13 protein-coding genes are annotated in these 12,597 nt (G+C 51.9%); 1 reads left to right on the forward strand and 12 read right to left on the reverse strand.

The window, feature by feature from the left end; genetic code table 11:
* The 12 genes from C162_RS09455 to aldA form a co-directional block, all read right to left on the reverse strand.
* Window positions 1-1,119, reverse strand: a complete 1,119-nt coding sequence (locus C162_RS09455) for a HAMP domain-containing sensor histidine kinase (protein ID WP_036693842.1) — start codon at window positions 1,117-1,119, stop codon at window positions 1-3.
* Window positions 1,116-1,805 carry a response regulator transcription factor gene (locus tag C162_RS09460; protein ID WP_327196376.1) on the reverse strand — a complete coding sequence of 230 codons (690 nt, stop codon included), beginning with the start codon at window positions 1,803-1,805 and terminating at the stop codon, window positions 1,116-1,118. The genes C162_RS09455 and C162_RS09460 overlap by 4 nt, the downstream gene beginning before the upstream one ends.
* Before the next feature lie 185 nt (window positions 1,806-1,990).
* Entirely contained in the window at window positions 1,991-2,701 is a 711-nt protein-coding gene (locus C162_RS09465; RefSeq protein WP_036693844.1) for a Crp/Fnr family transcriptional regulator, read from the reverse strand.
* Between the two features lie 46 nt (window positions 2,702-2,747).
* Complete coding sequence (rd, locus tag C162_RS09470; protein WP_036693846.1) at window positions 2,748-2,930, reverse strand: rubredoxin; 183 nt, start codon at window positions 2,928-2,930, stop codon at window positions 2,748-2,750.
* A 32-nt stretch (window positions 2,931-2,962) separates the two neighbouring features.
* Window positions 2,963-4,174 carry an NAD(P)/FAD-dependent oxidoreductase gene (locus C162_RS09475; RefSeq protein ID WP_036693848.1) on the reverse strand — a complete coding sequence of 404 codons (1,212 nt, stop codon included), beginning with the start codon at window positions 4,172-4,174 and terminating at the stop codon, window positions 2,963-2,965.
* Between the two features lie 16 nt (window positions 4,175-4,190).
* A complete protein-coding gene (locus C162_RS09480) occupies window positions 4,191-5,429 on the reverse strand; it encodes an FprA family A-type flavoprotein (RefSeq protein ID WP_036693850.1) in 1,239 nt (412 codons plus the stop codon).
* Window positions 5,430-5,660: 231 nt separating this feature from the next.
* Window positions 5,661-6,365, reverse strand: a complete 705-nt coding sequence (locus C162_RS09485) for a class I SAM-dependent methyltransferase (RefSeq protein WP_036693852.1) — start codon at window positions 6,363-6,365, stop codon at window positions 5,661-5,663.
* A gap of 209 nt (window positions 6,366-6,574) precedes the next feature.
* On the reverse strand, window positions 6,575-7,996 hold the full coding sequence (locus C162_RS09490; RefSeq protein ID WP_051493355.1) for a M56 family metallopeptidase: 1,422 nt from the start codon (window positions 7,994-7,996) through the stop codon (window positions 6,575-6,577).
* A gap of 3 nt (window positions 7,997-7,999) precedes the next feature.
* Window positions 8,000-8,374, reverse strand: a complete 375-nt coding sequence (locus C162_RS09495) for a BlaI/MecI/CopY family transcriptional regulator (RefSeq protein WP_036693854.1) — start codon at window positions 8,372-8,374, stop codon at window positions 8,000-8,002.
* A gap of 89 nt (window positions 8,375-8,463) precedes the next feature.
* Window positions 8,464-9,354, reverse strand: a complete 891-nt coding sequence (locus C162_RS09500; protein ID WP_036693856.1) for an alpha/beta fold hydrolase — start codon at window positions 9,352-9,354, stop codon at window positions 8,464-8,466.
* Window positions 9,355-9,369: 15 nt separating this feature from the next.
* Window positions 9,370-9,978, reverse strand: coding sequence for a DUF2239 family protein (locus C162_RS09505; RefSeq protein ID WP_036694183.1), 609 nt, complete (start codon window positions 9,976-9,978; stop codon window positions 9,370-9,372).
* A gap of 237 nt (window positions 9,979-10,215) precedes the next feature.
* Window positions 10,216-11,661, reverse strand: coding sequence for an aldehyde dehydrogenase (gene aldA / locus C162_RS09510; protein ID WP_268748797.1), 1,446 nt, complete (start codon window positions 11,659-11,661; stop codon window positions 10,216-10,218).
* Between the two features lie 191 nt (window positions 11,662-11,852).
* On the opposite strand from aldA, the gene C162_RS09515 reads away from it, so the two are divergent.
* Complete coding sequence (locus tag C162_RS09515) at window positions 11,853-12,596, forward strand: (Fe-S)-binding protein (RefSeq protein WP_036693858.1); 744 nt, start codon at window positions 11,853-11,855, stop codon at window positions 12,594-12,596.
* The last annotated feature ends 1 nt before the right edge of the window (window position 12,597 follow it).

A 12,597-nucleotide genomic window follows, 5' to 3' on the forward strand; every position in this document is an offset into this window, starting at 1 on the left:
TTAGCCTATAGGAAAACTGAGGACGAACTCCTTGGTATAGGGCGGGGCTGCGTCCAATACGCTAACCCCGCCGGAATGCCGTTCCATCACCTTGTGCACAATTGCCAGTCCTAGCCCTGTTCCGCTGCTGGTGCTTCTTGAAGCGTTGCCGGAGACAAACGGCTCGAACAGATTGCCGGCGATAGGCTCCGGGATCGCTGCTCCATTATCGGCAATATGGATTGCAATCCGGCCAGGTTCATCCGTTAATCCCACATATAACAGGCTGCCTGACGGGTTATGGCGGATTGCATTGGTTAGCAGATTGCCGATAGCCCGGCTTATTTCCAGCGGGTCTGACATGTAAAACACGGGATGGTCCGGTAATTGCAGCTCTAAGTTCATTTGCTTACCTTCGATTTCACCAAATAGAGTAGCGCAAGATATCCGAAGCAACTCCACAAGGTCAACCTTCACTAAGTTCAACTGGTAACCGGGCGCACCCAGTTTGGAGTAGGCCAGCAGCTGGTCAATCAATTGGTTCATCTGCCCCGATTTCGCTTGGATCGCCAGATGGTATTCCCGCTGTTTGTCAGGCTCCTCAACCAACCCGCCTGCCAAGGCCCCGGCATAGCCGGAGATTGTTGTCATGGGAGTTCTCAGATCATGGGCGATATGCGAGAACAGCTGCATCCGCTCACTCTCCATGTTCATCCGCTGTTCTTCGGCATCCTTCAGCCTCTGCGCCATATAGTTGAACGCATCCCGCATGTCTCCAAATTCCGTTTCCGTCTCAAAATCCAGTCTGGTATTCAAATGGCCCGAGGTCACCGCCTTGAATCCTTCTTCCATCTTCCTTACAGGCTCCATAAGCTTCCTGTTGATCCCGCGCCCGAACAAGGTAATCCCGATAAAATACACGGCAGCTGTAATAAGAATCCAGATCACGGACAACGTGACCTGAAGTGATTCCGTTCCCTTAGCCAGCGGGGAAGAGGCCAGCTCCGCGAAGTTCATCCCATTCTTCCATGTAAGCAGACCGAACAATAGCTCCAGGACCAGCAGCGTCAGCGCAATGCCGAAGGTATAGCCTATGAATCTGCGCATGATGACTCTTCTGAAGCTGCGCTTATTCTTCATGGATGCACCTCCAGCCGATAGCCTAATCCCCGCACGGTTCCAATGGACACTCTACTGCCGCCGGGAAGCTTGGCGCGCAGCTTGCTGATGGCCACCATCACCGTATTATCATCTACGATAGCCGTCTCCTGCCAGGCCGCTTCATACAGCTGCTGCTTGGTGTATACGCGACCCGGGCTTTGCATAAACAGCTTAATGATGTTAAATTCTGTTGCGGTAAGGTGAATTGTCACGCTGCCCCAGTATACACCGCAAGCAGAAATGTCCAGACACAGCTCCCCTGCCATCAGCATATCCGCTGCGGAGTCCGCTGCACCGCCGCTATAGCGGCGTAATTGGGCTTTAATTCTTGCCAGTACCTCCAATGGGTCAAACGGCTTAGTCACATAATCATCCGCGCCAAGGTCAAGCCCCAGAATTTTCTCGTGATTCTCTGTCTTGGCACTAACGACGATAATAGGCAGATTGCTGTGCTCTCTCAAGCCCTTAATCAGCTGATAGCCATCAAGCTCAGGCATCATAATGTCGATGACAGCCAGATCAACCCGTGCAGCTGCAGCCTGCTTCAGTGCTTCCCGGCCGTTACCGGCCTGGATCACGGTATATCCATCCTTTTCAACATACAGGCGCAACAGCTCCCGGATCTCCTTCTCATCATCCACAATCAGAATCGTTTGATTCATCATTCACCTCTCCTCCCGCCCATCCCGCAAGGCTGTAAGTCCATTATGTTGACCCTACCTTTCAGTTAAACACGGGTAACCTTAACATTGCCTTAAGATTTGTCATACGAACGGGCTGTCCATACCAAAAAGCGGCATTCCCCATCAACGAATGATAGAAATGCCGCATAATCTATATTTAGCTCTTCTTATATTCCCATGAACCGCTCCACACCCGCCGGGTCCATGACGACCATCTGCTTGTTGCCGATCAGCTTGATCAGGCCGGAGTCCTCGAATCGGGAGAACTTCCTGCTGATCGTCTCCCGGGTCACTCCGACATAACTGGCCAGCTCTTCGCGGGACAGCGGCAGGTCGATATGTACGCGTCCGCCGCGTGGCTTGCCGTATTTCTCACTCAGCTCCATAATCATATAAGCGATCCGGATTTCCGGGTCCTTGGTCGCCAGGCTCTGTGCCAGATTCTCGGTGTGGGCGAGGCGTTTGGTTACGCTGGAGAGCAGGCGCAGGGAGATGTCTGGATTCTCGGTCATGATCTGCTCCATATCGCTGCGGGTCAGCAGGCAGATATTGGTGTCTTTCAGCGCATACGCACTGAAGTTGCTAAGCTCGTCGCTGTTGAAAATACTGAGTTCCCCGAAGAAATCCCCGTTCGTCAGGATATGTAAAATCTGTTCCTTCCCTTCGGGCGTGAGCTTGGATAATTTCACATGTCCCTGCTGAATAATGTACAGCGTATCGGACGGTGCGCCTTCGAGAATTAGCGGCTGGCCCTTGGTGAATTTGCGGTGCTTAATCATGGCGCTGATCCGGGTAAGATCCTCATCGGTCAGCGCGGCAAAAATCGGTACCTTGCGTGTACAAGGTTCTGCGGCGTGCTGGCAGGAATGCTCTTTCATACCGTTCCCCCTGTAATGTGAAATGTGAAGCCTTAGCTTTAATCCTCTATTGGGTAATTGTGTTCTTCTCTTCGACAGGTACGAAATGGCTGGTGTCCTCACCGCAGACCGGGCAGACCCAATCCTCCGGCAGATCCTCGAACGCTGTGCCGGCAGCTACATCCTCATCGGGATCGCCTACCGCCGGGTTGTAGATGTAGCCGCAAGGGGTACAGATATATTTTTTCATCGTAATCAGCTCCTGTTATTATGGTTAGTGAATTAATTCAATACAGCCTGCGTTTCTGCTATAATCTCGTCAATGCTCATGCCGTCAGCACTTCCGCTCAGCCGGACGCCTTGCTCAACAGCCGCCTTGTAAGCCAGCGAAGCTGCAGCACCCTGCCAGGACAACGCCCCGACAATGACATGATCCTTCACAAAAATCCGTGTATACGCTCCATTCTCTTCACCGCATACCGACTCATCGCAATTCCGCTCATCGGTGTTGCCGATGGAGAATAAGGACACCCCGAACGCATTGAACAAGGTCACCGGAACCGCTCTGCGGTATACACTCCGGGCTTCAGCCATATTGCTTCCTGCGATCTTGCCCTGTTCCATCGCTCCGCCCCACAGGCCTTCCACCAGCCCGTCGAACTCGGCAACGTCCCCGGCTGCATAGATGTTCGGTGCACTCGTCTGCAGATATTCATCCACAACAATGCCGCTGTGGACCTCAATATTCGAGTCGTCAACCAGAGCAGTATTCGGAACAATCCCAATAGAGTAGACCACATGGTCACACGGGAAGCTCGTGCCGTCATTCAGCGTAACCCCGGTGACGTACTCTGTACCCTCGATGGAAGCCACGCCCGCTTGAAGAATCACCTTCACCCCGGATTGTTCAAGGGTTTCTTGCAAAAGCTTGGAAGAGTAGCTGTCCAGTTGTCTGCCCATCAGGGCGGGTGCGTATTCAACCACAGTCACGTTATATCCTGCTTCGTGAAGCGCCCAGGCGGTCTCAATCCCCTGCACCCCTCCGCCGATGACCGTTACGCGGCTGCCTTCCTTAAGACCGTCCTTCAGCCGGTCTGCATCAGCCAGCTCCCGGATGGTGTGTACGTTAGCAAGTCCGGCACCCTGAATGGTTAATGCGCGGTTCTTCGCCCCCATGCAGAGCAGCAGCTTATGGTATTCCACACACTGGCCGCTCTCTGTCTCTATCGTCTGGCGCTCCGGGTGGATAGACACGATGCGGGTGGACGACTGTACGGTGATGCGGTTATCGCGGTACCATTTCTCCTTCTTGATCAGAACCTTCTCGCTGTGCAGGTCGGTGAACAGGCCCTTGGTCAGCTTGATCCGGTTATACGGCAGGCCGCTCTCTTCCCCGATGATCGAGATTTCCGAGTCCGCGTCCTGATCGCGGATCGCTTTGGCGGCATGGACGGCAGTTACACCGCCGCCAACAATTACGTAATGCTTCGTCATGTTCGCTTCCTCCTCCCTAGATTGAACTGAGCAGCAGATCCGAGACAAATTCGGTTGCATGCTTAATCTTCTGGACCTTCTCAGGCTCTCTTGGGGAGAATCTTACCCGAACGGGGAACTCTACATGGGTCATGCCGGTGGTTTTGATAACCTCAGAGGTACTCTGTACAGTCATATTCGTTCCGTTCAGATAATCCTGAATGACCTCGATCGCTTCTCCGCTCCAGCCGTAGGAGCCAAACGCAGTAGCAAGCTTGCCTTCCAGATTCATCTCCTGCATACCCTTCAGCACTTCCTCCAGGTTCCCGATCATATCCGCATACTTCGTGGAGCTGCCGATGAAGACGGCGTCTGCCGATTCTATGCTGCGCAGGATGTCTGCGGTGCTGCTTTTATCTGCGTTCCAGACTTCTGTCTCAATATTGTTCTCCTTCAGGCAATTCTCAATGATTGCGGCCATCTTCTTCGTGCTGTTCTTGATGGTGGTATAGACAATGACAGCCTTCTTGCCCTGGGTGGTCTCCCGGCTCATGGTGGCGTACAGCCCGATGAACTTAGGAATGTCCTCGCGGATCAGGAACCCGTGGGATGGCGCAATCATGCAGATCTCCAGATCCTTCACTGCTTCCAGCAGCGTTCTTACATATCTTCTGTGCGGGTGGATAATCGCTGCATAATAGCCTTTGTAATCTTCCGTGATATCGAAACCTGCTTCATCACTGAACAGATGCTCGGCAGCCACATGCGTACTGAAAATATCGCAAGGGAACAGGATCTTGTCTTCCACACAGTACGTAATCATCGTCTCTGCGGTGTGGAGGTACGGCGTTTCTTTGAACAGCAGGGTTTTGCCGCCGATATCCAGCGTGTCTCCGTCCTTCACCACCAGGAAGTTGCGGCTGTGCAGCTTATACATCTCCTGCAGCTCAGGCACAGCGATCTCGGTGCAGACAATCGTAGCATTCAGGGCCTGTGCTGCCAGTGCCGCAAGTCCGCCGGAGTGGTCAGGCTCGGTATGGTTAATGACAATGTAATGAATATCCATAAGGTCAATCATTCCGGCGAGACACTCGGCATATTCGCGGCCGAATTCCATATCCACGGTATCGATTACGGTCGGCTTGCCGGTTTTGAGGAGATAGGAGTTATAGGTGGTGCCCTTGGCGAGAATCAGGCGGTGGAACGGAACTTCGCGATTGTCTATTTTGCCTACCCAGTGGATGTCGCCTGCGATTTGTCTGGTTTGTGTACTCATATGTGTTAGCCTCCAATATTTGATTGATAATCCTTATCAGCAACCTCATTCTATTACGCCAGCCGCTTAAAAAGGAGGATTCAAATCAAATTTCGGAAGTTTGTGAAACCTTTCATTTGGCATACTCTTAATGTAGCCTAGTTCACGGAAGATGTGGTGCGTGTGGTCACAGGCGGGGAGAAAAACTCTAATTCCCTCCATCACTATCAAAAAAGGCCGATCTCTATAAGATCAGCTTTTTTGGGCAACAAAGGTTATGCAATCAGAGGTCAACTTGACGGGCAGCCCGTTTCTGTTGATCTCAAATGCTAAGGGTTTTACGATCAGCTGCTCTATCTCCCATCCGGCAAACTGCTGTTTCAATAGTTCAATCATTCTTTCAGTAGACAGATTCACTTCAAACATGGGGTCCAGCTCTTGCTTATTCTCTAGAAGCATTTCCCGGATATTGGACGCGATAATAATACAATTCGCCCCGCCTGCCCTTGTCCCGGCATTCATTTCACTCAGTTTCTGCTCCAGTGCCTGTGCCGAACTAACATGCTCCAATGAGGATACGGCTATGATAATATCATATTCATTGGGTTCAATGAAGAAGTGTTCAATATCAGATAGAACAGGTACAATGTAAGGCTCGACACCGAACTGCTGACTGTAACTCTTCAGCTTCGCTATGGCTGACTCCAGCAAGTCTACACATACAACTTTTCCATTCCTAGGCTTAACCGATTCGGCGATCGGAATGCTATTCCGGCCAACTCCAGCTCCCAGATCCAGTATGCTTATGTATTCTTGATCCTTATACTGATTGATAAGATTAATGACTGTAGTAACGGGTTTGTGCAGCCAGGAGCCTGGTTGAAATAACTTGCTGCTCTCATAACATTGATCATGATATATTTTCTCTTCGGATCTGATCCTCGATAGCCTGTCCATTCCTTCGCCCCCAATACTTCAAATTATCCTCATACTGAAATACTCTACCCCAATAAATTCAGAGGGGCGCGGCCGAGAGAAGTGTAACTTATCTCTATTAATATAGTCAGTATCAAATCAAAACGCAAAGAACAAGAGCAGCCCCACATGGAAGCCGCTCCTGTCATTGATAATATTGTTCACAATATAATTACACAAGATATCTTATGTTACTTAGAAGGTGCAGGAGCCGGCACCAGCTCGGGAAGAGCCTCTACCATGGCCTCTTCCCGGTCAGGTACTGGTGCAGGGGCAAGCCCGGAATCCGATTGGGCAGCACTTGCTTTTGGCACGGTTACGGGAGCACTTTCAGCAGGGGATGCTACAAGCTCAGGCAGCGGCTGCGCAGCGATGTCTGCTTGAGCAGCTCCAGGAGCCACTTCAGCGGGAACCGTTACAGAATCAGCAGATTCAGCGGGCCCGGCAACGAGTTGTCCTGCTGTATATTCCTGGGCGGGGATGGTGCTGCTCTCGGCAGGCTCGGTGCCAGATACTTTGGCAGGCTCGGTTATTTTACCTTTGGGCACTTTAGAAGCTGCAATTTCGGAAGCCGCATTGTCAGAAGAAGTATACTCCGAGTCGGCGACAACTTTCGGCGTCATCTTAGAGGCCAATGCTGCAGTAGATGTGCCGATTCCGGCGATTAACAGTGCTGCGGCAACCGATAGGAAGAGGGTCTGTCTGTTTAGTTTTTTGACGTTAAGCATATGGGATAATCTCCTTTGTAATTGTTTGCCGTCACCGGATAATGAGGCGTAGAACGCTCCGGGGTGACTGGCAGGTCCTGCCATAACATTCAGAATCGTCCCGCCGTAACGTTTGCGGTCGGCATGAGACATCTTCTGCACAACCTCCTGGTCACAGGTCAGCTCGCTCCAGGTATGAAGCTCATGCCGGACCGTATGAACCAGCGGATTATACCAGTGCAAGGTACGGGCGAATAGCAATGCAGCTTTGATCCACAGATCCTTCCGCTTCAGATGAACCAATTCATGGCGCAGGACCATCTCCATATCCAGATTGACATGACTCTCTACAGGCAGATAGATCGCCGGTCTCCATAATCCTGCCAGAAAAGGACTGCGTGCGACATGACTGAATGCGAGCTTCACGCTACAGGTGAGTCCAAGCTCCTCCTTGATGCTTCTCAGCATCATGGCTGTCTCGCTATTCTCCGGTACCATGGTCCGGTTACGCTTAAGCACTCTGGTGAACCTGCGGTACGCATACCCTTGCCAGGCGGCAAAAGTAATGGCTCCCGCTGCCCAGATCCCTAACAGGATATAGGCCGTACTTGTGGTAAGGGCTAGAGTAGGCTGCAGAGATTCCGCTATATACCCTGTTATCCTCCCGCTCTGGGGATTCTGTACACTTGTGGCTGCGTGCGGCACAATCAGGTGTTGGGATAGCCACGGCAGGATAAGAGCTATAGGGAACAAATAAAAGACTAAGGCCAGCTTAATGAGTCCGTAACGCCATCGGGCCGGGAAATGTCCGGTGGAGAACCTCCCCAGTACCTGTATACTGAGTGTCACTACGCTTCCGGCAACGGTTAGCGGGATTAGAATATCGAGCAAGGTCTTCATCGTCATCACCTACTTTTCCGAGAACCATTGCTTCAGCTCGTCAATATCCTGGTCCGACAGCTTGTCGCCGTCATACATAGCAGAGATCAGATTCTTGACCGAACCCTGATACAGCCCGTCCAGGACATGCTGAGTCTCCACCAGCTTATAGTCCTCAGGTGAAATGCCGGGTACATACTTGTTCAGCCGCCCATGCCGGGTAGCCGTCAGAAACCCCTTATCCACTAATCGTGACAAAAAGGTAGATATCGTCTGCGCCTTCCAATCCCTTCCCTTATGCGCGAACTGGTTCAGCAGCTCCGTTGAAGTAACTGGCGGTGTACTCGCCCAAATGGCTTCCATTAACTCTAATTCTGTATCCGATAGCTTCTGAATCTTGTTCACCGTGAACACCTCATATGTCTGTTATGCGTCCATAACATTATTACTACACTACGTAGTAGTTATAATCTACTACACAACGTAGTGGTTAGTCAACTGCGCTGAGCCGTCCGCTCAATAGCATCGATCATCTGCTGATACAACTGGTGCGGCAGGTCATGTCCCATGCCTTCAACCAGCATCAGCTCAGCGCCCGGGATGGAGGAAGCGGTGTCCTCGCCGCACGCCGGAACGAACAGAGGATCGTCCATCCCGTGAATGACAAGTGCAGGGACCTCAATGGCTGCCAGCAGCGGACGGCGGTCACCGGAGACCGCAATCGCAGCAATCTGCCGTCCCACACTGCCCGGGTCGTAGGCCCGCCGGAATTCCTCCGCAATGAGTGCCCGGTAAGCTTCTTCATCGAATGGATGGCCGGTACCGGCAATACGCTTGGCAAAAGCCATGCTGTGCGCTAAAAATCCTGCCTCATCCTCAAACGGGTTCGGCCCCGGGGCAGTCATCATCCCCATCACCTCCGGGGAAGCCTGCGGAAGGGAAGGATTCCCGGACGTAGACATGATGGACGTGAGCGACAGGACCCGGTCCGGGTACTTACTGGCAACAAGCTGGGCGATCATTCCGCCCATGGACCGGCCAACGATATGTGCCCCGTCAATACCCAGGGCATCAAGCAATCCGATCACGTCACCGGCCATGTCATCAAGCGTGTAAGGCATGTCCGGCCGTTGACCCGACATGAGCGCAGCCGCCAAGGCATTGAAATCCATAGCCGGGTAATGGCTGTAATGGGTGGAGCAGCCCGTGTCCCGATTGTCAAAACGGATCACCCGGAAGCCCCGGGCCGCTAGTTGTTCACAAAATGGAACAGTCCAGCGGATCATCTGGGTTCCAAGTCCGGCAATCAAGATCATCACCTCGTCATTATCATTGCCGAAGCTGTCGTAAGCCAGCTCAATGCTATTCGTCTGTATAATGTTCATAGTGTCTGTTCTCCTTCAATTCTTCTTCTGTAATGCAACTGCAGCTAACTGCTTCACATGGTTGCGGATATCAGGTGCCCAGTCTTGGGTACATTGGTCCAAACGCTCCGCATCACCGGCATACAATGCGCGCAGAGCTTCTTCATAATGGCTGAAATCCCCGGCCATGGCTGTCATAAAGGCATAAGCTGCTTCTTGTGACTTGCGGATGGTACTCTGCTGTTCTCCGGTACGGCGGGCTTCATCAACCAGCTTGCGTAAGGTTACCGATGCCCCTCCAGGCTGGGCTTTGAGCCACTCCCACTGCCTTGGCAATAAAGTAACCTCACCGGATACAACCCCCAGCTTGGGCCGTCCGGCCCGGCGCGTGGTCTGGGGATTCACTTCTGTAGCGGTTGACTCACCTGAAGGTTCTGCTAACCGCGTAAGCACATCATCTGTTGTCCCGTGATAATCAACATCTATCGGCTTCCCCGTGGAATCGTCAAAGATAAGCACCCGGGCCAGTTCACTGTCACTCAGCCTCCCCTTCACTGTAGTAACCACCTGCTCTAATGAACCGCTGGAAACAGCTTCCGCTCCCAAAAATGCCGTGCAGTAAGAATGCGTCTGTTCATTACTCATACTCATGTTATAGGTTGACCTCCTTCTATTTGATTTAATTATACCCGGGTAAAAATATAAATGCAATATTACCCGGGTATAATAATGAAATAGCTAAGAATAAAATCACACTAACGGATGGATAATGTAAAATTCATGCTGCCCAAGCACACTACGTACCTGCCTCTCCGAAAAACACCAAAAAACGGCCCCCAAACAAGGGCCGCCTCACCAAAGCAGCAAACAGTCGCTGCGTATTCAGTTAACCGATTTGTCGTACTGCAAGTAGACGACATGGGTCTGGAGGTATTCGTTCAAGCCGTGCTTGCCGTCAGCGCCGCCGATGCCGGATTTTCTCCAGCCTGCATGGAAGCCCTGCATCGCTTCGAAATTCTCGCGGTTGATGTACGTCTCCCCGTATTTCAACCGCTTGATGACTTTCATGGCGACGTTCAGATTCTGCGTATATAGCGATGAGGTTAAGCCAAATTCACTGTCATTGGCGAGGGCAATCGCCTCATCCAGAGTTGAGAACGTAATGACAGGGATGACCGGACCGAAAATTTCATCCTGCACAATCTCCATCTCATTCGTCGCGTCTGTGATCACTGTCGGCTCGAAGAAGCTGCCTGCTCCTTCAACTTTTTTACCGCCCAGAGCGATCTTGGCTCCTTCTTGAACGGCCCGGTCCACCTTCTGCTGTACCGATTCCTGCGCGGCCTTGTTGATAAGCGGTCCCATCTGAATGTCCGTGTCCTTAAGCGGGTCTCCGTACTTCACGGCCTTCATCGCTGCAACCAGCCGAGTGGTGAATTCCTCCTTGATATCTTCATGGACATAGACACGCTCCGCACAGTTACAGACCTGACCTGTATTAATGACCCGGGAAGCCACAATCGCCTGAACAGCCAGCTCCAGATCGGCATCCTTCATTACGATGGCAGGTGCTTTGCCGCCCAGCTCCAAGCTGACCTTGATGATATTCTCAGCCGCCGCCTCCATAACCTTCTGCCCTGCAGGTACGCTGCCCGTAAGACTAACCATACCTACCTTGGCATTACTGGACAGCTCGTTGCCCACTTCTGCACCTCTGCCTGTAATAAGGTTGAATACACCCTTAGGCAATCCGGCCTGATCCACAATCCGGCTGAACGCCATGGCATTGTTAGGAGATTCAGCGCTGGGCTTCACGACAATCGTGTTGCCGGTGATGAGCGCCGGGGCCATTTTTCTCGCAATCAGGAAGAACGGAAAGTTCCAGGGCAGAATGCCCGTGGTGACGCCGATCGCTCTTTTGAATACAAAAATATGCTCATTATCACGGTCGCTCTGAACGATCTCCCCTTCATAACGCCGTGCCCATTCCGCCATATAATCTAAATAATCCGCAGTGAAATGAACCTCTACGGTGGATAATTCCAGCGTCTTACCGACTTCCTCCGAGATCAGCCTGGCGATGCTGTCCGCCTCTGCCCGGATGCCGTCAGCAATCGCATGCAAGTACTTGCCGCGCTCTACCGCCGGAGTCTCCTCCCACTCTGCCTGGACTTGCTCCGCTGCATCAATGGCACGTATGACATCATTCCTGGTTGCCTTGGGAACCTGTGAGATGACTTCGTCGGTCGCCGGATTGGTTACTTCCATCCACTCTTTGCCTTCGGATTCCGTAAATTGGCCGTTGATATACATCAAATGCTTGGTCACTGTTTCTCCCCCTCAAGGTAGATTATTCCATTGTAGATTATTCCATTTCTCCAATTACCCATCAATAGTGTAAACGCTATCAATATTTATTGTCAATAAGTTTCACATTTTTTATTTGTTTTTGTGTTGTTTTTCATTGACTTATTGAGTTAAGCTGTGAATATAGGTTTTCATTGATGGGAGGGATGGGAGTGCGAGTCAGTATTTTTTCCACTTGTCTGGTAGATCTTATGGCTCCGAATGCCGGTATTGCCATGGTTGAAGTTCTGGAGCGGCTCGGCTGCGAGATTGATTACCCCGCTTCACAGGTGTGCTGCGGCCAGCCTACGTACAACAGCGGTTATCTGCAAGAATCTAAGCTTGCTATGCAGAACATGATGCTGGCCTTCGAGGCTTCGGATTATGTCGTAGGTCCGTCCGGCTCCTGCATTGCTATGTTTCATGAATATCCGAAGATCTTCAGCGGGGACCCGGAGTGGGAATTGAAAGCGGTTGCGTTAAAAGCGAAATCATATGAACTCACCCAGTTCATTGTGAAAGTGCTGGGGGTCACCGATGTCGGTGCCTCGCTCGAAGGAACGGCCACCTACCACCGCTCCTGCCACATGACAAGGCTGCTGGGCGAGAAGGAAACGCCCTTCCAGCTGTTGGAGCAGGTGAAGGGACTGAAGCTTGAGCCGCTCAAGAACAGCGACAACTGCTGCGGGTTCGGCGGCACTTTTGCGGTGAAGATGCCTGAAATCTCCGGGCAGATGGCCGATGAGAAATGCGGCTGTGTGCTGGATACCGGAGCCGATATCCTGATCAGTGCAGATATGGGCTGCCTGATGAACATCGGAGGGCGCCTGTCCCGCAAGGGTGAGCCGGTACGCGTCATGCATATTGCAGAGGTGCTCAACCAGCATACGCCTGCCAATCATAAAGGGGGAAACTGAC

It is taken from the genome of Paenibacillus sp. FSL R7-269, assembly GCF_000517865.1.
Taxonomy (GTDB): Bacteria; Bacillota; Bacilli; order Paenibacillales; family Paenibacillaceae; genus Paenibacillus_AQ.